The organism is Actinacidiphila yanglinensis (assembly GCF_900107965.1).
In the GTDB taxonomy this organism is placed as follows: Bacteria; Actinomycetota; Actinomycetes; order Streptomycetales; family Streptomycetaceae; genus Actinacidiphila; species Actinacidiphila yanglinensis.
Genome location: NZ_FNVU01000017.1, coordinates 36,931 through 58,672, shown reverse-complemented (window position 1 = coordinate 58,672; position 21,742 = coordinate 36,931). Strand labels below are relative to the sequence as shown.

Genomic DNA, 21,742 nt, shown 5'->3' with positions numbered 1-21,742 from the left:
TGGTCTCCGGGTTCTTCCCGGGGCTTCCGGCGGTCTCCCGGGTCTTCCCGACCGGCTCACGGCGGCGCCGCCGTCACGACATCGATGGAGTACCGAGGACGATGAGCGACACCACCCCGGCCGCCGAGACGGCTGCACCCCATCGCTACACCGCGGAGCTGGCCGCGCGGATCGAGCGCCGCTGGCAGGACCACTGGGACGAGCACGGCACCTTCGCGGCCGCGAACCCCGACGGCGACCTGGACGGTCAGCCGGATCTGGCCGCCCGGCCGAAGAAGTTCATCATGGACATGTTCCCCTACCCCTCCGGCGTGGGCCTGCACGTCGGACACCCGCTGGGCTACATCGCCACCGACGTCTTCGCCCGGCACCAGCGGATGACCGGCCACAATGTCCTGCACACCCTGGGCTTCGACGCGTTCGGCCTGCCCGCCGAGCAGTACGCCGTGCAGACCGGCACCCACCCCCGGGTCAGCACCGAGGCCAACATGGCCAACATGAAGGCGCAGCTGCGCCGGCTGGGCCTGGGCCACGACCGCCGCCGCTCCTTCGCCACCATCGACCCGGAGTACTACCGCTGGACCCAGTGGATCTTCCTGCAGATCTACCACTCCTGGTACGACCCCGACGCCGACCGGGCCCGCCCGATCGACACCCTGGTCGCCGGGTTCGAGGACGGCAGTCGCCCGGTGCCCGGTGGCCGGCCGTGGGCCGAACTGACCGGCCCGGAGCGCGCCGAGATCCTGAGCGGCTACCGGCTGGCCTACGTCGCCCAGTCGCCGGTGAACTGGTGCCCCGGCCTGGGCACGGTGCTGTCCAACGAGGAAGTGACCTCCGAAGGGCGCTCCGAGCGCGGCAACTTCCCCGTCTTCAAGGCCAACCTGCGCCAGTGGATGATGCGGATCACCGCGTACGCCGACCGGCTGGCCGGCGACCTGGACGTGCTGGACTGGCCCGAGGCGATCAAGCTGCAGCAGCGCAACTGGATCGGCCGCAGCGAGGGCGCCCGGGTGGACTTCTCCGTCCAGGGCCGCGACGACGCCGCGATCACCATCTTCACCACCCGCCAGGACACCCTGTTCGGCGCCACCTACATGGTGCTGGCGCCCGAGCACGAACTGGTCGAGTCGATCGTGCCCGCGGCCTGGCCGGCCGGCACCCACGACGCCTGGACCGGCGGCCACGCCACGCCCGCCGAGGCCGTCGCCGCCTACCGCAAGCAGGCCGCCGCCAAGTCCGACGTCGAGCGGCAGGCCGAGGCGAAGGACAAGACCGGCGTCTTCACCGGCGCCTACGCGGTCAATCCGGTCAGCGGCGAGCCGGTCCCGGTCTTCATCGCCGACTACGTCCTGATGGGCTACGGCACCGGCGCGATCATGGCCGTGCCCGCCCACGACAGCCGTGACTTCGCCTTCGCCCGCGCCTTCGAGCTGCCGATGCGCTGCGTCGTCGAGCCGGGCGACGGCCGCGGCACCGACCCGCACACCTGGGACGACGCCTTCGTGTCGTACGACGCGACGATCGTCAACTCCGCGTCGGACACCATCAGTCTGGACGGCCTGGGTGTCGTCGACGCCAAGGCCGCCGTCACCACCTGGCTGGCCGAGCGCGGCATCGGCGAGGGAACCGTCAACTACCGCCTGCGCGACTGGCTGTTCAGCCGCCAGCGGTACTGGGGCGAGCCGTTCCCGATCGTCTACGACGAGGAGGGCACCGCGCACGCCGTCCCCGACTCGATGCTGCCCGTCGAGCTGCCCGAGGTCGACGACTACAGCCCGCGCACCTTCGACCCCGACGACGCGGACACCTCCCCGGAGCCCCCGCTGGCGCGCAACGAGGACTGGGTGAACGTCCAGCTGGACCTGGGCGACGGCAACGGCACCCGCAGCTACCGCCGCGAGACCAACACCATGCCCAACTGGGCGGGTTCCTGCTGGTACGAACTGCGCTACCTGGATCCGCGCAACAGCGACAAGCTGGTCTCCGCCGAGGCCGAGGCGTACTGGATGGGCCCGCGCGAGGGTGAACCGGCCGGCGGCGTCGACCTGTACGTCGGCGGCGCCGAGCACGCCGTCCTGCACCTGCTGTACGCCCGCTTCTGGCACAAGGTGCTGTACGACCTGGGGCACATCTCGTCCTTCGAGCCGTTCCACAAGCTGTACAACCAGGGCATGATCCAGGCGTTCGTCTACCGCGACGCGCGCGGCATCGCGGTGCCCGCGACGGAGGTCGAGGAGCGCGACGGCGCGTACTACCACGACGGCGAGCCGGTCTCCCGGCTGCTGGGCAAGATGGGCAAGTCGCTGAAGAACGCGGTCACGCCCGACGAGATCTGCGCGGAGTACGGCGCCGACACCCTGCGGCTGTACGAGATGGCGATGGGCCCACTGGACGTCTCCCGGCCCTGGGACACCCGGGCTGTCGTCGGGCAGTACCGCCTGCTGCAGCGCCTGTGGCGCAACGTCGTCGACGAGTCCACCGGCGCGGTCACCGTCGTGGACACCGAGCCCGACGAGGCGACCCTGCGCGCCCTGCACAAGGCGATCGACGGTGTCTCGGCGGACATGGCGCACCTGCGCTTCAACACGGCCATCGCCAAGATCACCGAGCTGAACAACACGCTGACCCGTACGTCCTCCGGCGGTGTGCCGCGGGCCGTGGTCGAGCCGCTGGTGCTGCTGATCGCGCCGCTGGCCCCGCACTTCGCCGAGGAGCTGTGGGACAGGCTGGGGCACACCCGCTCGCTGGCCCACGAGCCGTTCCCGGTCGCCGATCCCGCGCTGGTCCAGGACGAGGCCGTCACCTGCGTCGTCCAGGTCAAGGGCAAGGTCAAGGCCCGTCTGGAGGTGCCCCCGGCCATCACCGACGCCGACCTGGAGGTCCTGGCGCTGGCCGCCCCCGCGGTCGTCGACGCGGTCGGCGGCGCCACGGTGCGGAAGGTGATCGTCCGCGCGCCGAAGCTGGTCAACATCGTGGTGTGAGGGGGCGTGCGGTGCGGTGCGGTGGCATGGCGGCGTGAGGCGGCCGCGCCCCGGAGGGGGTGCGGATGCGGTACCGCGGCGGCGTGAGGCGGCCGCGCGCCGTGACGTGAGGGCGCCGTGTACCCGGGCACGGCGCCGGCTCCCCTAGGGGGAGAGCCCGGGCGGGCTGGGGGGCCGGACCGGCCCCCCAGCCCGCCGCCAGGCATTACCGTGGAAGCAGGCCCTGAACGGGCCGGTGGCCCGCGATCGGAGGCGCTGCCCGTGGAGACCGTCGGCATCATCGCGCTGCTGTTCTTCCTGATCTTCGCGACGCTCGCCACCGTGGCGATCGTGAAGACCACCCGCGCCGTGAAGCACGGAGTCGAGCGGCGCACCGCCCACGCCCGCCGGGTCATCGAGGACCAGCGGCTGCGGGCCCGCCGGTTCGCGCAGCCCGGCGACATCGGCGCCCTCACCCAGCTCCGCCTCGACCTGCGCACCTCCATCGACAGCACCTTCGAGGCGATGGACCGCGCCGACCTCCCCGAGGCCGCAAAACTCCTCGACCGCCTCAACGACCACGCGCGCACCCTCGACGGCGAACTCAAGCTCCTGGAGCGCGAGCCGGACCGGGCCCGCGTCGCGGCGCAGCTCCCCGCCCTCACCGAACGCACCCACCGCATCACCCACTCCGCCGACGCCCTCCGCTGGGCCGCGCAGGACCGCGTCCACCACGCCACCGGCGACGATCTCGCCTCCCTCACCCGGGACATCGACATCGAGGCGACCGCGCTCCGGCACTGGGAGCCGCTCCCTCCGCCCGGCGGGAAGAAGGCCCTGCCCGACCAGTGACGTCGCACTTCCGGCGGGGGCGGCCGGGCCCGTCCACGGCGTCGTCAACCGCGTCCTCCATCGCGCCGGGCGGCGTGCCCGGCCAGGTCCCGACGTGCCTCTTCCCGCTCCACCCCGGTAACCTCCGGGCATGCCCCCGCACGTCGCCATCGTCACGGACTCCACGGCCTACCTGAGCCCGCAGGCCCTGAACCGCCACGCCATAAGCCTGGTACCCCTCACCGTGGTGATCGACGACGAGGCCTTCGAGGAGGGCACCGACATCTCGGCGCCGGCGGTGGCCCGCGCCCTCCAGCGCCGCCGCCCGGTCACGACCTCCCGGCCGAGTCCGGCCGAGTTCACCGCGGCGTACGAGGCGGCAGCGGCGGGGGGCGCCGACGCGATCGTCTCGCTGCACCTGTCCGCGGACTTCTCCGGGACGTACGACGCCGCGACCGTCGCCGCGAAGGAGGCACCGGTCCCGGTCCGGGTCGTCGACACCGGCATGGTCGCGATGGCGCTCGGCTTCACCGTCCTGGCCGCCGCCGAGGCCGCGGAGGCCGGCGGCAGCATGGACGACGTCGTGGCGGCCGCGGAGCGCCGTGCCGCCCGCACCTCCGCCTTCTTCTACGTGGACACGTTGGACTACCTGCGCCGCGGCGGCCGGATCGGCGCCGCCCAGGCCCTCTTCGGCTCCGCGCTCGCGGTGAAGCCGCTGCTGCGGCTGTCGGACGGGCGGATCGAGCTGCTGGAGAAGGTGCGGACGGCGTCCAGGGCGATCATCCGGCTCGAGGAGATCGTGGTGGAGTGCGCGGGGGCGGCGGTGGGTGGTCCGACGGGTGTTCCTGCGGGTGTGGTCGCTTCCGCGGGGGCGGGTGTCCCGGCCGGAGCGGGTACGGGCGTCGCGGGTACGGGCGTTGGGGGTGTGGGCTCGGTGGGTTCAGGTGCCGTCGGTTCGGGGGCCGCGGGTTCGGCTGCCGCCGAGGGTGCGGCGGGGGTGGGACGGGTGGACCTCGCGGTGCACCACCTGGGTGCGGCCGACCGTGCCGCGGCTCTCGCGGAGCGGCTGCGGCCGCGCGTGCCCGGGCTGGGGGAGCTGGTGGTGAGCGAGGTGGGCGCGGTGATCGGGGCGCATGCCGGGCCGGGGTTGCTCGGGGTCGTGGTGTCGCCGCGCTGAGCCGGCGAGGACGCGCGGGGCGCGCGTCACCCACACGTGTGGCGAAGTTATCCACAGCCGGTGAGTTGTCCACAGATCGGGACCAAGATCGTTCCGGGGGGTGGCGCCGGGCCAGCATCGAGTCATGGACCTCTTGGACTCGCTGGATTCGCTCAACTCCCTGGACCGGCCGGAAGCGTCGGAAGCACCGGGGCCTTCTTCGTCGGGGCGCGACGCGCGTGGCCGTGCCGGCGGCTCGGCCGGTGCGGCGGGTCCGATCCGCTCGGGTGGTGCGCAGGCCGGTGCGGCCGCGGCGCGTGAGCGCGCCGCGGCGATCTTCGGCACGGCGCGGGAAGGGCCACCGGGTGCGGCGCGGGCGGACGCGCCACGGCTCGCCCCGCCGGTCGCGGGGGCGCCCGTCTTCGGCACCGGCCCGCTCGGCCGGATGCGCGCGTGGCTCTTCGTGCGGTGCGGGCTGGAGCTGAAAACGGTGCTGGCGCTCGGCGTCGTCCTTGTCGTCGCGGCCGGGCTCGCCGTCCAGCACTACTGGGCGGGCCGGCCCCGCAGCGTCCGAGTGCCCCCGCCGCCGGCGATCGCTGCCGCACCTCCCTCCGCCTCGCCGCCGCCTCCTCCCGAACTCACCGTCGACATCGCGGGCAAGGTCGCCCGGCCCGGGTTGCGCCACCTCCGCAAGGGCGCCCGGGTCGCCGACGCCCTCACCGCCGCCGGCGGCCCCCTGCCCGGCACCGACACCACCGCCCTCAACCTGGCCCGCCCCCTCGCGGACGGCGAGCAGATCCTCGTCGGCATCGCCCCGCCCCCGTCCACCGCGGACGCGGGTACGGGCACCTCCGCCGGTGCCGCCGCCTCCGGTGGCAGCCCCGCATCGCCGCTCCACCTCAACACCGCCACCGAGCCCCAACTCGACGCCCTCCCCGGTGTCGGCCCCGTCACCGCGCAGCGCATCCTCACCTACCGCACCCAGCACGGGGCGTTCACCTCTCCCGGGCAGCTCCAGCAGATCCCGGGCATCGGGCCCCGCCGGTTCGCCACCCTCCAGCCCCTGGTCGCGCCATGACCCCGCCGCGGCGGCCAGGGGGACCGGCCGCCCCCGTGCCGCTGCCGCGACGGCGCCCCACCGGGGTGACCCGCGCGATCGGGACCGGCGGTGCCGGACCGCCGTCGGCGGGCGGCGTAGAGACGGGCGGGCCGGAGGACATGCTGCGGCCGGACCACCCTGGCGGCGCCGCAGGGACGGGCTCTGGCGGTGACCGAGCGGCGGTGCACGCGGCCGCCGCCTCCCGGCTCGGCGCGGCCAACCCTCGGCAGGAGGGCCCGCCCGATCTCCGGCTGGTGGGACCGGCGTTGGCCGCGTGGGGCGCCGCGGCGGCGGTGCCGGCGGTGGGGGCGGCCCCGGTGGTCGCGTCGTCGGTGGCGTTGGGTGCGGCCGTCACCGGAGCGGCCGTGGTGGCGTCGTTCCGTGGCCGCAGATGGGCCGGCCTGCTGCCTGCCGCGCTCGCGATGACGCTGTGCGCGGCGGTCGCCGCGATGGCCGCCGGCCTGGAGCGCGCCGACCTGACCCGCGGCCCGGTGGCGTCCCTCGCCCGTCACCGGGCGACCGCGAGCGTGGTGCTGAGGGTGACGGGCGACCCGTCCGAGGCGGAGCCAGGAGCGCCCCACTCGGTGGTGGTCGTGCCGGCCACGATCGAGCGGGTGGGCCTGACCCGGCTGCGTACGCCGGTGGTGGTGATGGCGACGGGCGCCGCCGACCGCTGGCTGCTCCTGGTCCCGTCGACCCGGCTGACCGCCACCGCACGCTTCGTGCCGGACGACCGGGGACAGACCGCCGCGCTGCTGCGGGTGCGCGGCGCTCCGCGGATCACCGGCCCGCCGACGGGCCCGCAGCGTCTGGCCGCGGGGCTGCGTGCCGGGCTGCGCAAGGCGGCGGAGCCGCTGCCCGAGGACGCCCGCGCCCTGCTCCCCGGCCTGGTCGTGGGGGACACGGCAGGGCTGCCGGAGGACCTGGCGGAGGCGTTCAAAGCCACCGACCTCGCCCACCTGACCGCCGTGTCCGGCGCCAACCTGACGATCGTGCTGATCCTGCTGATCGGCCCGCCGGGTCTGGCCACGCGCGTGGAGCGGCGTGGCCTGGCCGCCCGGCTCGGCCTGCCGCTGCGCTGGACCGCACTGCTCGGCGCCTCGCTCACCGCCGCCTTCGTCCTGGTCTGCCGGCCGAGCCCGAGCGTGCTGCGGGCAGCGGCGTGCGGTCTGATCACCCTGCTGGCGGTCGGCACGGGCCGGCGCCGGTCGCTGCTTCCCGCACTGGCCGCGGCGGTGCTGCTCCTGGTGCTGTACGAACCGGAGTTGGCCTGTTCCTACGGGTTCGCGCTGTCGGTGCTCGCCACCGGTTCGCTGCTGACGCTGGCGCCGCCCTGGGCCGCGGCCCTCCGGCGGCACGGCCTGCCGCCGCGCCTGGCGGAGGCGCTGGCCGCGGCGGCTGCCGCGCAGGCGGCCTGCGGACCGGTGATCGCGTTGCTCTCGGCGCGGCTGAGCCTGGTCGCGGTGCCCTGCAACCTGCTGGCCGAGCCGGCCGTCGGTCCCGCCACGGTGCTGGGGTTCGGTGCGCTAGTCACGGCCCCGCCGGCACCGGCGGTGGCCCGCGCCCTGGCCTGGCTGGCGGGCTGGCCGGCGCGCTGGATCGCCTCCGTGGCGCGGCATGGCGCGGCCCTTCCGGGTGCCGAGATCGCCTGGCCGGGCGGCTGGCCGGGAGCGGCCCTGCTCGCGCTGGTCACGGCCGCGGCGGCGGTCTGCGGGCGGAGCCTGGCCCGCCGTCCGTGGGTGTGCGCGGGCGCCGCGGTCGCGTTGCTGCTCGCTCTGGTCCGCCCGGTGCCGCTGCCGCGGATCACGGCGGCCTGGCCGCCCGGGGACTGGCGTTTCGCGATGTGCGACGTCGGTCAGGGGGACGCGCTGGCGCTGTCCACCGGCCCGGGATCCGCGGTCGTGGTGGACACCGGCCCCGACCCGGCCCCGGTCGACCGCTGTCTGCGCGACCTGCGGGTGACCTCGATCCCGCTGCTGATCCTGACCCACTTCCACGCCGATCATGTCGACGGTCTGCCCGGGGCGCTGCGCGGCCGCCGGGTGGGCGCGATCGAGACGACCCTGCTGGACGACCCACCCGGCCAGGTCGCCCGGGTCCGGCGGGAGGCCGCGAGTGCCGGGGTGCCGATCCGGCGGGTGGTGCCGGGGGAGGAGCGTGCGGTGGGCCCGCTGTCCTGGCGCACCCTGTGGCCCGCACCGGGCCCGACCGCCGAGGCCGGGGCGGCCCTGCCGGCCGGGGAGCCCAACGACGCGAGCATCGCGCTGCTGGTCAGGGACGCGGGCCTGACCCTGCTGCTGATGGGCGACCTGGAGCCCGACGTGCAGGCCCAAGTGCTGGCGGAGGAGCCCGGGTTGCCGCGGGTGGACGTGCTGAAGGTGGCGCACCACGGTTCGGCGTACCAGGAACCCGCGCTGCTCGCCCGGGTCCATCCGCGCCTCGCGCTGATCAGCGTCGGTGCGGGCAACCCCTACGGCCATCCCGCGCTGCGTACGGTCGCCGCGCTGCGCGCGCTCGGCGCCGTGGTCCTGCGCACCGACCTGGACGGGCCGATCGCGGTCAGCGGGGACACCCCGGCGGAGTTGCGGACCTCGTTCGTCCCGCGGCACGCGGACCCCGCCGGGCGGCCTCCGCCCAGGTCCCCGAACATATAAAGAGTTGTTTAGCAAGGAACCCTTGTATGCGCTTCTTTCTAAAGATACCTTTACATACATGCCGGAGAAGCCGATGCAGTCCAAGGTCCAGCTCACCGATCCCCGCGCGCTGCGGGCGTACGCGCATCCGACGCGGATGGCGCTGTCCGGCCTGCTGCGGCGGGAGGGGCCGCTGACGGCGACCCGGGCGGCGGAGCTGACGGGGGAGTCCGTCGCCAGTTGCTCGTACCACCTGCGGATACTCGCCAAGTACGGCCTGGTGGAGGAGGCCGATCCGGCGGGGCCGGGCCGGGAGAAGCCGTGGCGGGCGACGGCCCAGTTCACCGACTGGCCGACCTACTCGGAGGATCCGGCGGTCGCAGCCGCGGCAGAGGCGCTGACCCTGGCCGTGGCGGAGAACTACTTCCACCGGATGACCAGGGCACTGGAGACGCGCGGGGAACTGCCGCGGGAGTGGAAGGAGGTCGAGCAGTTCTCCGACCGGACGCTCTACCTCACTCCGGACGAGCTGAAGATGCTGAGCGAGCGGATGACCGCGCTGGTCGCGGAGTTCGACGACCGCGGTGCCGATCCGTCCCGTCGCCCGGAGGGGGCCCGCCGGGTCCCGATCCTCCAGGTCGCCTACGTCGCCCCGGAGGCGGAGCCGCCGGTGGGCGGCGACGGACGGCCGGAGCCCGGGGAGGAGGAGTCGTGAGCGCCGCCTCGGCCGTGCGGGCGGTCGCCGCGCGGGCGCCGGAGCTGCTGCGGGAGCGGTCCTTCCGCCGCTACTGGACCGGCCAGACCGTCTCCCAACTCGGGGACCAGGTCACCTTCCTGGTCCTGCCGCTCTCCGAGGTGCTCATCCTGCACGCCGACGCGGCCCAGATGGGCTGGCTCTCGATGGCCGCCGTGCTGCCGGCGCTGCTGTTCTCGCTGGTCGCCGGCGCGTGGGTGGACGGCCGGGGCCGGCGCCGGCAGGTGATGATCGCCGCCGACCTGGCCCGGGCCGTCCTGATGGCGTCGGTGCCGCTCGCCTACGCGTTCGGCCGGCTGACCATGGTCCAGCTCTACGCGGTGGCGTTCGCCGTCGGCACCCTCGGCGTCGTCTTCGCGGTCAGCAACGCCGCCCTCTTCGTGTCGCTGGTCGCACCCGAGCAGTACGTGGAGGGCAAGTCGCTGACGAACGGGAGCAGCGCCTTCTCGTTCATGGCCGGCCCCAGCGTGGGCGGGCTGCTGGTGCAGGTGCTCGCCGCGCCGTTCGCGCTGCTCGTGGACGCGGTGTCGTACGTGGTCTCGGCGCTGCTGCTGGGCCGGATCACGCCCGCGGAGCCCCCGGCGGCGCGCCGGGGCAAGGGGCAGCTCCTGGTGGGGCTGCGCTACCTCGCCCGCTCCCGGTCGCTGCGCGCCCTGCTGCTGGCGGCGGCCACGGTGAACTTCTTCAACTACATCTTCCACGCCCTGGTCCTGCTCTACGCGGTGCGGCAACTCGGCCTGAACGCGGGCACGCTGGGTGTGGTGCTCGGAGCCGGGGCGATCGGCGGCGTGCTCGGCGCGGTCTTCGCCGGCCGGCTGGTACGCGTGCTCGGCGTCGGCCGTACCGTCCTGCTCGGCTACTTCGGATTTCCCGCGCCGCTCGTCCTGGTGCCGTTGGCGGGCGGACCGAAGGTGGTGATCCTCGCGGCGTTCTTCGCCGCGGAGTTCCTCTCCGGTGTCGGCGTGATGCTGCTGGACATAGCCAGCGGGTCGCTGCAGGCCGCCCTGACGCCCAACGCGCTGCGCTCCCGGATCAGCGGGGCGTGGCAGACGGTCAACTACGGCATGCGCCCGCTCGGTGCGCTGACCGGCGGCCTCCTGGGCAGCACCCTCGGGCTGCGGCCCACCCTGTGGCTGGCCACCGTCGGCGGCGTGCTCTGCGTGCTGTGGCTGCTGCCCTCGCCCGTCCCGCGGATGCACGCCCTCCCGCCGAAGGCCCAGGACCCGGTCACCGACCCGGACCCGTCGCCGGCCCCCGCCGCGGTGCCGGCCGGGCCGTAGGACGCGGGTCGGAGGTGGTGGCGCTGATGCCGAACCTCCGGGCCGGGACGGCCTGTTCGGGCTACGGTTCGCTGAATGGGGGATCTCCACGTCAGGCCCGCCACGGCCGCGCATCGCGAGGCGATCGCCGACCTGCTCACCTCGTCCTGGGGCGGGACGACGATCGTGGTTCACGCGACGGCCCACGACGCTTCAAGGCTTCCGGCCCTGCTGGCCGAGCAGGACGGGCGGATCGTCGGCCTGCTCACCTACGCCGTCTCGGACGAGGAACTGGAGATCGTGTCGCTGGACGCGGTCGTGCGGCGCAGGGGCGTCGGCAGTTCCCTGCTGGCCGCTGCCACCGGGGTCGCCCGGCAGGCCGGCGTGCGACGCATCCGGCTGGTCACCACGAACGACAACCTGGACGCGCTGCGGTTCTACCAGCGCCGTGGGCTGCGGATCGTCGATGTCGCCCCCGGGGCGGTGGACGAGGCGCGAGCGGTGAAGCCGTCCATCCCGCTGAGCGGCGAGTACGGCATCCCCCTGCACGACGAGCTGACCCTGGAGCGGCTGCTCCGACCGGCCCCTCCGACCGGCCCTCCGACCGGTTCTGCGGAACGCCCGCGGCTACTGCTCCTCCAGCCAGCCGCCGAGCCGTCCGGCCATCTCGTCCAGTGCGGCCGGGTCGAGCAGGTCGCCGGCGTCCTCGACGACCACCAGCCACTGCGCGTCCTCGGCGTCGTCCTCCCCGGCCAGCGCGTCCCGCAGGACGCGTGGCTCGCCGGGAAGGTCGAAGCGGTCGGAGAGGAGTTCGGCGACCTCCTCGGCCGCGTCGCGCTCGGGCAGCACCAGGACATGTCGTACGTCGCTCACCCCGGCATTGTGCCCGAGCGCCCGCAGCGGGCCGCATCCGGCCCGGCCCGCCCACTCGGCCCCCGCCCGGCGTCGCCGGAGGGGATGCGGACCGGGCTGTCGGTGGCGCGTGGGATGCTGGTCGGCAATGGCCAGGAAGACCGCTTCAGACGACGTACTCGCCCCGCTGACCCTCGCCGTGGGCCAGGAGGACCTGCTGCTGGACCGCGCGGTGCGCGAGGTGGTGACCGCGGCCAGGGCCACCGACCCCGACACCGACGTGCGGGACCTGCCGCCCGAGGCGGTGCAGCCGGGCACGCTCGCGGAGCTGACCAGCCCGTCGCTGTTCGCCGAGCGCAAGGTGATCGTGGTGCGCAACGCGCAGGACGTCTCGGCGGACAGCGTCAAGGACATCAAGGCGTATCTGGCCGCGCCCGCCGAGGAGATCATCCTGGTGCTCCTGCATGCCGGCGGGGCCAAGGGCAAGGCGCTGCTGGAAGCCGCCCGCAAGGCCGGGGCGCGCGAGGTGGCCTGCCCGAAGATGACCAAGCCGGCCGACCGGCTCGGGTTCGTGCGGCAGGAGTTCCGCACGCTCGGCCGCTCCGCGACACCGGAGGCGGCCCAGGCGCTGGTCGACTCCATCGGCAGCGATCTGCGGGAACTCGCCAGCGCCTGCGCCCAGTTGACCGCCGACGTGGACGGCACCATCGATGTCGACGTGGTCGCCCGCTACTACACCGGGCGGGCTGAGGCGACCGGTTTCGAGGTGGCCGACCTCGCGGTCACCGGGCGGGCCGCCGAAGCGCTGGAGCGGCTGCGCTGGGCGCTGTCGGTCGGCCAGCCGCTGCCCGGCATCACCTTCGCGCTGGCCTCGGGGGTGCGGTCGATCGGCAAGCTCGCGTCCGCGCCCCGGGGCGCCAACCCGGGCCAGCTCGCCCGCGACCTCGGCATGCCGCCGTGGAAGATCGACCGGGTCAGGCAGCAGATGCGCGGCTGGTCCGCGGACGGCGTCTCGGTGGCCCTGCGCGCGGTCGCCGACGCCGACGCCGCGGTCAAGGGCGGCGCCGCCGACCCCGCCTACGCCCTGGAGCGGGCCGTGGTCACCATCGCCCGAGCCGCCCGCTCGCGCGCCTGATCCGGCTCCCGCCCGACCCCCTCCGGTCCCGCTACTTCAGCTTCGGCAGCGTCGCCTTCGTCGCCTGGAGCACCCACTGCTTCGCCTCGTCGGCCGAGGGGATGTCCGAGTCCGAGGAGCTGCTGCCGAACGCGCTCCACTGCATGGTGTAGGTCATCCAGCCGTCGCGGACCGCGAGCGTCACGTACGGGCTGGTGGAGGTGTCGTCGGTGACGAGGTACGCCTCGTCGCCGTAGCCCTTGACCGGGGTCACCTTGTAGTCGCTGTCATGCTGGGTGTAGCCGCGCCAGCTGTCGGCGAACTCGCCGGACGGGTCGGTCTTCTTGTGCAGGTCCACCTGCACGTAGAGGTAGGCGTCGGAGTAGGTCGAGTCGTCCTTCTCCAGGCCCTCGTCGCAGTACATCTCGTCCAGCGTCGGGGTCTTGGCGGCGTACTTCGTCGGGTCGTCGTCGTCCTTCGGATAGGTGGACTTGAACGCCGAGAGGTCCGCGGTCTCGCAGAGGTTGTCCTTGACCGTGTAGCCGCGCAGGTCGGGCTTGTCCGAGGAGCTCTTGCCGAGCAGCAGCACCCCGCCGCCCCACAGCGCGGACGCCACCACGGCGCCCACCACCGCCCACAGCACCGCCCGCCCGGCCCCGCCGGACGTCCCCGGCGTCCCCGGCATCCCCGGCATCCCCGGCTGCGCGTAGTACCCCGGCGCCGGCGGCTGCCCCGGCTGTCCCATCCCCGGCTGCCCGGCACCCGGCTGCCCGTACGGCCCGCCCTGGGCGTAGGGATTGTGCTGCGCCGGCACCGGCGTGCCGTACCCGCCGATCTGCGTCGGCTGCTGCGATATCGGGACCGGGTTCTGGCCGGGGGCGGGCTGCTGGTAGGGGTTGGGGTTCGGCTGCTCGGGCGGCGTCGACATGCGGCGAGAATATCGGCAGCCGTACCCCCGCGGCCACGGGCGGTCACCGAACGCGTACGGACCCGTGACGGCCCCGGGACCGGACGCACGAGAGCCCGCCCGGGCGGACCAGGGCGGGCTCTCGGAGTACGTCGGGCGCCGCAGGCACGTGGCGAACGTCCGCGTGCGGCGCACTGGGTCGGGGCCGTGCCGGTCCGGGCGGTAGAGGGGCCGCTGGGTCCGGTTGCCGGCGATGCCGCGATCCGTGACGCGGGTCGTACCGTCGGGCCGCTCCGATGCGGAGCGGGTCGGGTGACGACCGTGGAACAGGGTGGTGCGGGTGATCAGCCCTCGAGCGCGGAGACCGACTGGGCCAGCGCCGACTTCTTGTTGGCGGCCTGGTTCTTGTGGATGACGCCCTTGCTGACGGCCTTGTCGAGCTTCTTGGCGGCGGCGCGCGCGGCGGCGTCGGCCTTCGCGCTGTCACCGGCCGCGACGGCCTCGCGGGTGCGGCGGATCGCGGTCTTCAGCTCGGACTTGACGGCCTTGTTGCGCAGGCGCGCCTTCTCGTTGGTCTTGTTGCGCTTGATCTGGGACTTGATGTTCGCCACGAAAGAGCCTTCTCAGGTTCGTCTGGCCGCCGGCTTGTACCGGTGGCGTGTCTACCAGGGTGCGCGCCTCGGGTAGAGGGCACGAGACGCAGCGGTCCAGACTACCAGCAGCGCACGGGCGCTCCCAAACCGTGGCCGGGCCGGGGTCGTGGGATTATGGAGGACACCGTGGCCGGTCAGCAGCCGGCCCGACCGCACGTCACGCCCGACCGCAAGCACCGCCAGCCCGCCCGTCCCGCACCAGCCAGCCACGCAACGCGCCCTCGATCACGTTCCCACGATCCTCACGTTCTCAAGAAACTGGACCCCGCGTGCCCGCGACCCCTTCCCCTCTGCCGCACGACGTGCCGGCGCCGAGCCGTACCGACCCGGCGCTGATCAGGAACTTCTGCATCATCGCCCACATCGACCACGGCAAGTCGACGCTGGCCGACCGGATGCTCCAGCTCACCGGTGTCGTCGACCAGCGGCAGATGCGCGCCCAGTACCTCGACCGGATGGACATCGAGCGCGAGCGCGGCATCACCATCAAGTCGCAGGCCGTCCGGCTGCCGTGGGCGCCGACCACCGGCGACGGCCAGGGCCGCACCCACATCCTGAACATGATCGACACCCCCGGCCACGTCGACTTCACCTACGAGGTGTCGCGCTCGCTGGCCGCCTGCGAGGGCACCGTCCTGCTGGTCGACGCGGCCCAGGGGATCGAGGCGCAGACCCTCGCCAACCTCTACCTCGCGATGGAGAACGACCTCACCATCGTCCCGGTGCTCAACAAGATCGACCTGCCCGCCGCGCAGCCGGAGAAGTTCGCCGACGAGCTGGCCAACCTGATCGGCTGCGACCCCGCCGACGTGCTGCGGGTCTCGGCCAAGACCGGCGTCGGCGTGGACGCGCTGCTGGACCGGGTGGTGCGGGACGTGCCCGCCCCGGTCGGCGTCGCCGACGCCCCCGCCCGCGCGATGATCTTCGACTCCGTCTACGACTCCTACCGCGGCGTGGTCACCTACGTCCGGGTGATCGACGGGCAGCTCACCAAGCGCGAGCGGATCCGGATGATGTCCACCGGCGCGGTCCACGAGCTGCTGGAGATCGGCACCAACTCCCCGGAGATGCTTCCCGCGGACGGCCTGGCGGTCGGCGAGGTCGGCTACCTGATCACCGGGGTGAAGGACGTCCGGCAGTCCAAGGTCGGTGACACGATCACCACCCAGTCCGCCGGGGCCACCGAGGCGCTGGGCGGCTACAAGGACCCCAAGCCGATGGTGTTCTCCGGCCTGTACCCGCTGGACGGCTCCGACTACCCCGAGCTGCGCGAGGCCCTGGACAAGCTGCAGCTCAACGACGCGGCGCTGGTCTACGAGCCCGAGACCTCCGCGGCCCTGGGCTTCGGCTTCCGGGTCGGCTTCCTCGGGCTGCTGCACCTGGACGTGATCCGGGAGCGGCTGGAGCGCGAGTTCGGCCTCGACCTGATCGCCACCGCGCCCAACGTGGTCTACCGCGTGACGATGGAGGACGGCGCCGAGCACATCGTCACCAACCCCAGCGAGTTCCCCGAGGGCAAGATCGCCGAGGTGCACGAGCCGGTGGTGCGCGCCACCGTGCTCGCCCCCACCGAGTTCATCGGCGCGATCATGGAGCTGTGCCAGAACCGGCGCGGCTCGCTGCTCGGCATGGACTACCTCTCCGAGGACCGGGTGGAGATCCGCTACACCCTGCCGCTCGCCGAGATCGTCTTCGACTTCTTCGACCAGCTCAAGTCCAAGACCCGCGGCTACGCGTCGCTGGACTACGAGCCCACCGGCGAGCAGAGCGCCGACCTGGTCAAGGTCGACATCCTGCTGCACGGCGACAAGGTCGACGCGTTCTCCGCGATCACCCACAAGGAGAAGGCGTACGCCTACGGGGTGCGGCTGGTCGGGAAGCTGCGCGCGCTCATCCCGCGGCAGAACTTCGAGGTGCCCATCCAGGCCGCGATCGGTGCGCGGGTGATCGCCCGCGAGACGGTGCGCGCGATCCGCAAGGATGTCCTCGCGAAGTGCTACGGCGGCGACATCTCCCGCAAGCGCAAGCTGCTGGAGAAGCAGAAGGAGGGCAAGAAGCGGATGAAGATGGTCGGCAACGTGGAGGTGCCCCAGGAGGCCTTCATCGCGGTGCTGTCCACCGACTCCGAGGGTGAGGCCAAGGCGAAGAAGTAGTCCGTCCGGGCCGGGCGGCGGGTTTACGCGCGGCGGGTCACGGTTTTCGACCCGCCGCCCGTTCCCCCTTACGTGCCGGGCGCTGGGCCTCTACCCTGATCGCGGATAGGTTACTGGTGAGTTAAGAACGCCGCTCGGGCCCGGAGGTTGTCGTGACCGACACACAGACGTTGATCGAGAATCGGCCGCCTTCCGTGGCCACGCTCTTCCTGGAGCGGGTCGACGCGACACCGGATGCCGAGGCGTACCGCATGCCGGTACCTCCCGCGTCCGGCTCGGGCCCCGACGGCTGGCGCTCGCTCACCTGGGGGCAGGCCGCGACCCGGGTGTACGCCATCGCCGCCGGTCTGATGGACCTCGGGGTGCGCCCCGAGGAGCGGGTGGCCATCGCCGCGAACACCTCGGTCGACTGGATCCTGTCGGACCTCGGCGTGCTGTGCGCGGGCGCGGCCACCACGACCGTGTACCCGTCGACCAACGCCGACGAGACCGCGTTCATCCTGGCCGACTCCGGCAGCCGGGTGCTGATCGCCGAGGACGCCGGCCAGCTGGCCAAGGCCCGCGAGCGCCGCGCCGAGCTGCCGGAACTCGCGCACGTCGTGGTGATCGACCCGGCGGGCGCGGTCGACGCCGGCGGCGACGGATGGGTGCTGTCCCTCGCCGACCTGGAGAAGCGCGGCGCCGCCTACCTGGAGCAGCACCCGGCGGCCGTCACCGACGCCGTCGCCGCGCTGACCCGCGACCAGCTCGCCACGCTCATCTACACCTCCGGCACCACCGGCCGCCCCAAGGGCGTGCGCCTGCCGCACGACGCGTGGGCGTACATGGCCCGCGCCATCGACGCGGTCGGCCTGCTCGACGAGAACGACGTGCAGTACCTGTGGCTGCCGCTGGCGCACGTCTTCGGCAAGGTGCTCACCGCCGGTCACATCACCGTCGGGCACGTCACCGCCGTGGACGGCCGGGTCGACAAGATCATCGAGAACCTGCCGGTGGTGCAGCCCACCTACATGGCCGCGGTGCCGCGGATCTTCGAGAAGGTCTACAACGGGGTCGCCGCCAAGGCCCGCGAGGGCGGCGGCGCGAAGTACAAGATCTTCCAGTGGGCCGCGCAGGTCGCCCGCGAGTACGCCAAGGCGTCGCAGAACAGCATGCGGCTGACCGGCGCCCCCACGGTGCCGGTGTCGCTGCGGACCAAGCACGCGGTCGCCGACCGGCTGGTCTACTCCAAGCTGCGGGAGGCGTTCGGCGGCCGGCTGCGCGCCTGCGTGTCCGGTTCGGCGGCGCTCGCTCCCGACATCGGCTACTTCTTCGCCGGCGCCGGCATCCACATCCTGGAGGGCTACGGCCTCACCGAGTCCAGCGCGGCCAGCTTCGTCAACCCCGGCGAGTCCTATCGCACCGGCACCGTCGGCAAGGCGCTGCCCGGCCTGGAGGTCCGGATCGGCGAGGACGGCGAGATCCTGCTGCGCGGCCCCGGCATCATGCAGGGCTACCACGGCCTGCCGGAGCAGACCGCGGAGGTGCTGGAGCCCGACGGGTGGTTCCACACCGGTGACATCGGCGAGCTGTCGCCCGACGGCTTCCTGAAGATCACCGACCGCAAGAAGGACCTGATCAAGACCTCGGGCGGCAAGTACATCTCGCCCGCCGAGGTCGAGGGGCAGTTCAAGGCGGTGTGCCCGTTCATCAGCAACGTCCTGGTGATCGGCGGCGGGCGCAACTTCTGTACGGCGCTGCTCGCCCTCGACGAGCCGACGATCCTCGGCTGGGCGGAGGAGAACGGCCTGGGCGGCAAGAGCTACGCCGAGGTCGTCGCCACCGAGCAGGTCCGCGAGCTCATCGACGGATTCGTCAGCGAGGTCAACGCGGGCCTGCAGCGCTGGCAGCAGATCCGCCGGTTCCGGGTCCTCCCGCGCGACCTGGACATCGAGCACGGCGACCTGACCCCCAGCCTCAAACTCAAGCGGCCGGTCGTCGAGCGGGCCTTCGCGCCTCTCATCGAGGAGATGTACGCGGGCTCCCGCGAGGCATAACGGCTCCGCCCGGGGCTCCCGCGGCGAGGAACCCGCGCCCCTGGTGGTGCCGGTGCTCCCGTCCCGGTAGCCGCCTAGGTGGGTGGGCACCGAACGGTCGCGGGCGCGGGATACTGGGGGGATGCCTTCCGTACTCCCCGAGGGGGAACCCGTACCCGCGGACGGTGCGCTGCCGCCCTCCGCGTTCGAGGGCGCCGCCGCCCGCCCCCTCGGGTTCTACCTGCACGTGCCGTACTGCGCCACGCGGTGCGGGTACTGCGACTTCAACACGTACACCGCGAGCGAGCTGAGAAGTTCGGGCGGGGTGCTGGCGTCGCGGGAGAACTACGCGGAGGCGCTGGCGGAGGAGGTGCGGCTGGCGCGGAAGGTGCTGGGTGACGACCCCCGGCAGGTCAGCACCGTGTTCGTCGGCGGCGGAACCCCCACGCTGCTGCCGGCCGCCGACCTCGGCCGGATGCTCGCCGCGGTCCGGTCGGAGTTCGGGCTCGCCCCGGACGCCGAGGTGACCACGGAGGCGAACCCGGAGTCCGTCGACCCGGCCTACCTCGCCGAGCTGCGGGCCGCGGGCTTCAACCGGATGTCCTTCGGCATGCAGAGCGCCCGGCAGCACGTCCTCCAGGTGCTGGACCGCACCCACACCCCCGGGCGCCCCGAGGCGTGCGTCGCCGAGGCCCGCGCCGCCGGGTTCGACCACGTGAACCTCGACCTGATCTACGGCACCCCCGGGGAGAGCGACCAGGACTGGCACGCGTCGCTGGACGCGGCGATCGGCGCCGGGCCCGACCACGTCTCGGCGTACGCGCTGATCGTGGAGGAGGGCACCGGGCTGGCCCGCCGGATCAGGCGCGGCGAGGTGCCGATGACCGACGACGACGTGCACGCCGACCGCTACCTGATCGCCGAGGAGCGGCTGTCGGCCGCCGGCTTCTCCTGGTACGAGGTCTCGAACTGGGCCACCGACCCCGCCGCGCGCTGCCGCCACAACGAGCTGTACTGGACCGGCGCGGACTGGTGGGGCGCCGGGCCGGGCGCGCACAGCCACGTCGGCGGGGTGCGCTGGTGGAACGCCAAGCACCCGGGCGCCTACGCGCAGGCCCTCGCCGAGGGGCGCACCCCCGGAGTGGGCCGGGAGGTGCTGGGCGCCGAGGACCGCCGGGTGGAGCGCGTCCTGCTGGAACTGCGGCTCGCCGACGGCTGCCCGCTGGACATCCTCGCGGAGGCGGGCGCGAAGGCCGCCGCGCGGGCGGTAAGGGACGGTCTCCTGGAGCCCGTCCCTTACGCTGAGGGCCGCGCGGTCCTCACCCTGCGCGGCCGGCTGCTGGCCGACGCGGTGGTCAGGGACCTGGTCGACTGACGGACCCGGTCCCGTTCCGGCGCACCGCCGCTACGGTGCGGTGACGAAGTCGATCAGGTGCTCCACGGCTCCCAGCAGCTCCGGTTCGAGATCCTTGTACGACGCCACCGACGCCAGGATGCGCTGCCACGCCTCACCGGTGCTCATCGCCGACCAGCCCAGCGCCCGGCACACGCCGGTCTTCCAGTCCTCCCCGCGCGGCACCCGGGGCCAGCCGGGAATGCCGACCGACGACGGCTTCACCGCCTCCCACACGTCGATGTACGGGTGCCCGACGACCAGGACGTCGTCCCCGCTCACCGACGCCGCGATACGGGACTCCTTCGACCCCGGCACCAGGTGGTCGACCAGCACCCCGAGGCGGGCGTCCGGGCCGGGTTGGAACGCCGAGACGATGGCGGGCAGGTCGTCGACGCCCTCCAGGTACTCCACGACCACGCCCTCGACCCGCAGGTCGTGGCCCCACACCCGCTCCACCAGTTCCGCGTCGTGGCGGCCCTCGACGTAGATCCGCCCGGCGCGGGCGACCCGCGCCTTCGCGCCCTGCACTGCGATGGAGCCCGAGGCGGACAGCAGCGGGCCGCGCGGCGCCGGGGCGGCGGCGCGCGGGCGGACGAGGGTGACGGTCCTGCCGTCGATCATGAAACCGCGCGGTGCCATCGGGAAGACCCGCAGTTTTCCGTGCCGGTCCTCCAGGGTCACGGTCAGGCCCTCGGCGGTCTTCTCCACCCGGACCACGGCTCCGCAGAACCCCGTGCTCACCTCTTCCACCACGAGGTCCCGGTCCGCGGCCACCTCGGGCACCGGGCCCGACTTCTTCCACGGCGGCGTCAGGTCAGGGTCGTAACTCCGGCTGCGCATGCGGATGATCGTAGGGCCTGACCCCCCGAAGTGGGTGGACCTCCCGCCCGAGGGACCACCCGTCCGCCGTGGCTCGTCGCGCCGTCCCCCGCGCCCCTTCGAGGCGCCGCCCCGGCTGGGGTGCGTGTGCGCCCGCGCCCCGGTGGTCTGCTGAGCGCGCAGTTCCCCGCGCCCCTGGGTATGTGCGGTTCCTCCGCGGGAAGAGGGTCACCCCCAAGGGGCGCGGGGAACTGCGCGACAAGCCACCCACCGGCGGGTGGTCCCTCGACCGGCGGGACGGGGCAGCCTAGGGGGTCAACTGGTCGCGCTGCGCGCGAACGTAGCGGGCGTCGACCACCGCACCGTGCCCGGGGACGTAGCGGGCCGTCTCCCCGCCGAGCGCGAGCACCACCTCGAGGGTGGCGGGCCAGGCCGCGGGAAAGGCGTCGTGGCCCGCCTGGGGCTCCCCCGACTCCTCGACCAGGTCCCCGCAGAAGACGACCCCGGGATCACTCGCGGTGGCCCCGGGGACGTGCACGACGAGATCGTGGCCGGTGTGCCCGGGGCCGGGATGGACGAGGAGCACCGGCCGCCCCCCGAGGTCGAGGGCGAGCCGCTCGGCGACGAGCCGGTCCGGGTACCGGAGAGCCGCGGCCGCCCCGGCCGCCTCCTCGGGGTCGGTCCCGTGCGCGACCGCGTCCGCACGCAGCGCGTCCCCCTCGCGCCGCAGATGGCCCGCCAGCCCGCGGTGCCCGTACACCGTCGCCTCCGGGAAGGCCGCCGCGCCGAAGACGTGGTCGAAGTGCCCGTGGGTGAGCACGACATGGGTGACCCCGCGGCCGGTGAGCGCCTCGACCCGGGCGCGCAGCCGCGCCCCTTCGCGCAGCGTGGACCCGGTGTCGACGAGCAGGACCCCCTCCGCGCCGACCACGAGCCCGATCGTCACGTCGAGGTGCGGCAGCCGGCACCGGGCGACCCCCGGCGCGAGCTGTTCCCATACCGACCGGTCGTCCTCCGCATCGCCCACGGGACGACGCTATCGCCGCGCCCGCCGTCCCGCGTGCCGGACCCCGCGGGCCGAACCACCGCGCGCAACACCGTACGTACCGCGCGTATCGCTCGTACCGCCCGCCGCATGACG

At 73.7% G+C, this 21,742-nt stretch carries 16 protein-coding genes and 1 pseudogene; 12 read left to right on the top strand and 5 right to left on the bottom strand.

Annotated features, from left to right (window positions below):
* Positions 1–101: 101 nt before the first annotated feature.
* The 8 genes and pseudogenes from leuS to C4U44_RS43700 all read left to right on the top strand — a co-directional run.
* The gene (gene leuS, locus C4U44_RS29940) at positions 102–2,981 is read left to right on the top strand and encodes a leucine--tRNA ligase (protein ID WP_103889174.1); all 2,880 of its coding nucleotides are present in this window, start codon (positions 102–104) and stop codon (positions 2,979–2,981) included.
* A 261-nt stretch (positions 2,982–3,242) separates the two neighbouring features.
* A complete protein-coding gene (locus C4U44_RS29935) occupies positions 3,243–3,812 on the top strand; it encodes a hypothetical protein (RefSeq protein ID WP_103889173.1) in 570 nt (189 codons plus the stop codon).
* A 130-nt stretch (positions 3,813–3,942) separates the two neighbouring features.
* Positions 3,943–4,968, top strand: coding sequence for a DegV family protein (locus tag C4U44_RS29930; protein WP_103889172.1), 1,026 nt, complete (start codon positions 3,943–3,945; stop codon positions 4,966–4,968).
* Positions 4,969–5,092: 124 nt separating this feature from the next.
* Complete coding sequence (locus C4U44_RS29925) at positions 5,093–6,025, top strand: ComEA family DNA-binding protein (RefSeq protein ID WP_103889171.1); 933 nt, start codon at positions 5,093–5,095, stop codon at positions 6,023–6,025.
* Between the two features lie 140 nt (positions 6,026–6,165).
* Positions 6,166–8,700: a ComEC/Rec2 family competence protein gene (locus C4U44_RS29920; protein ID WP_103889275.1), complete on the top strand. Its 2,535-nt coding sequence runs from the start codon at positions 6,166–6,168 to the stop codon at positions 8,698–8,700.
* Between the two features lie 58 nt (positions 8,701–8,758).
* The gene (locus C4U44_RS29915; protein ID WP_235032460.1) at positions 8,759–9,394 is read left to right on the top strand and encodes a winged helix-turn-helix domain-containing protein; all 636 of its coding nucleotides are present in this window, start codon (positions 8,759–8,761) and stop codon (positions 9,392–9,394) included.
* The gene (locus tag C4U44_RS29910; protein WP_103889169.1) at positions 9,391–10,713 is read left to right on the top strand and encodes an MFS transporter; all 1,323 of its coding nucleotides are present in this window, start codon (positions 9,391–9,393) and stop codon (positions 10,711–10,713) included. Before C4U44_RS29915 ends, C4U44_RS29910 begins: the two co-directional genes overlap by 4 nt.
* A 75-nt stretch (positions 10,714–10,788) precedes the next feature.
* Positions 10,789–11,097, top strand: a pseudogene (locus C4U44_RS43700) (GNAT family N-acetyltransferase); the annotation flags it as partial.
* A 222-nt stretch (positions 11,098–11,319) separates the two neighbouring features.
* Here C4U44_RS43700 and C4U44_RS29900 read toward each other — a convergent pair.
* Positions 11,320–11,565, bottom strand: coding sequence for a hypothetical protein (locus C4U44_RS29900; RefSeq protein ID WP_103889168.1), 246 nt, complete (start codon positions 11,563–11,565; stop codon positions 11,320–11,322).
* Positions 11,566–11,692: 127 nt separating this feature from the next.
* On the opposite strand from C4U44_RS29900, the gene holA reads away from it, so the two are divergent.
* A complete protein-coding gene (gene holA, locus C4U44_RS29895; protein WP_103889167.1) occupies positions 11,693–12,679 on the top strand; it encodes a DNA polymerase III subunit delta in 987 nt (328 codons plus the stop codon).
* Between the two features lie 31 nt (positions 12,680–12,710).
* Here holA and C4U44_RS29890 read toward each other — a convergent pair whose 3' ends face one another.
* Complete coding sequence (locus C4U44_RS29890; RefSeq protein ID WP_235032458.1) at positions 12,711–13,586, bottom strand: hypothetical protein; 876 nt, start codon at positions 13,584–13,586, stop codon at positions 12,711–12,713.
* Between the two features lie 323 nt (positions 13,587–13,909).
* Positions 13,910–14,176 carry a 30S ribosomal protein S20 gene (rpsT, locus tag C4U44_RS29880; RefSeq protein ID WP_103889166.1) on the bottom strand — a complete coding sequence of 89 codons (267 nt, stop codon included), beginning with the start codon at positions 14,174–14,176 and terminating at the stop codon, positions 13,910–13,912.
* Positions 14,177–14,520: 344 nt separating this feature from the next.
* On the opposite strand from rpsT, the gene lepA reads away from it, so the two are divergent.
* The 3 genes from lepA to hemW all read left to right on the top strand — a co-directional run bounded on the left by lepA (position 14,521) and on the right by hemW (position 19,761).
* A complete protein-coding gene (gene lepA / locus C4U44_RS29875) occupies positions 14,521–16,371 on the top strand; it encodes a translation elongation factor 4 (RefSeq protein WP_103889273.1) in 1,851 nt (616 codons plus the stop codon).
* 152 nt (positions 16,372–16,523) lie between these two features.
* Positions 16,524–18,407 carry an AMP-dependent synthetase/ligase gene (locus C4U44_RS29870; RefSeq protein WP_103889165.1) on the top strand — a complete coding sequence of 628 codons (1,884 nt, stop codon included), beginning with the start codon at positions 16,524–16,526 and terminating at the stop codon, positions 18,405–18,407.
* A 121-nt stretch (positions 18,408–18,528) separates the two neighbouring features.
* Positions 18,529–19,761, top strand: coding sequence for a radical SAM family heme chaperone HemW (gene hemW / locus C4U44_RS29865; protein ID WP_103889164.1), 1,233 nt, complete (start codon positions 18,529–18,531; stop codon positions 19,759–19,761).
* Positions 19,762–19,791: 30 nt separating this feature from the next.
* On the opposite strand, the gene C4U44_RS29860 is transcribed toward hemW, so the two are convergent.
* Both C4U44_RS29860 and C4U44_RS29855 read right to left on the bottom strand, forming a co-directional pair.
* Positions 19,792–20,622, bottom strand: a complete 831-nt coding sequence (locus tag C4U44_RS29860) for a DUF3097 domain-containing protein (RefSeq protein ID WP_103889163.1) — start codon at positions 20,620–20,622, stop codon at positions 19,792–19,794.
* Positions 20,623–20,908: 286 nt separating this feature from the next.
* On the bottom strand, positions 20,909–21,628 hold the full coding sequence (locus C4U44_RS29855; RefSeq protein ID WP_103889162.1) for an MBL fold metallo-hydrolase: 720 nt from the start codon (positions 21,626–21,628) through the stop codon (positions 20,909–20,911).
* Positions 21,629–21,742: the final 114 nt, after the last annotated feature.

What these genes read in the sequence shown, in the direction of transcription:
- C4U44_RS29915 (WP_235032460.1), top strand. Translation starts at nt 8,759, where the DNA reads ATGCCGGAGAAGCCGATGCAGTCCAAGGTCCAGCTCACCGATCCCCGC.
- C4U44_RS29860 (WP_103889163.1), bottom strand. Translation starts at nt 20,622, where the DNA reads ATGCGCAGCCGGAGTTACGACCCTGACCTGACGCCGCCGTGGAAGAAG.
- hemW (WP_103889164.1), top strand. Translation starts at nt 18,529, where the DNA reads ATGCCTTCCGTACTCCCCGAGGGGGAACCCGTACCCGCGGACGGTGCG.
- C4U44_RS29930 (WP_103889172.1), top strand. Translation starts at nt 3,943, where the DNA reads ATGCCCCCGCACGTCGCCATCGTCACGGACTCCACGGCCTACCTGAGC.
- leuS (WP_103889174.1), top strand. Translation starts at nt 102, where the DNA reads ATGAGCGACACCACCCCGGCCGCCGAGACGGCTGCACCCCATCGCTAC.
- C4U44_RS29890 (WP_235032458.1), bottom strand. Translation starts at nt 13,586, where the DNA reads ATGTCGACGCCGCCCGAGCAGCCGAACCCCAACCCCTACCAGCAGCCC.
- C4U44_RS29920 (WP_103889275.1), top strand. Translation starts at nt 6,166, where the DNA reads ATGCTGCGGCCGGACCACCCTGGCGGCGCCGCAGGGACGGGCTCTGGC.
- C4U44_RS29925 (WP_103889171.1), top strand. Translation starts at nt 5,093, where the DNA reads ATGGACCTCTTGGACTCGCTGGATTCGCTCAACTCCCTGGACCGGCCG.
- holA (WP_103889167.1), top strand. Translation starts at nt 11,693, where the DNA reads ATGGCCAGGAAGACCGCTTCAGACGACGTACTCGCCCCGCTGACCCTC.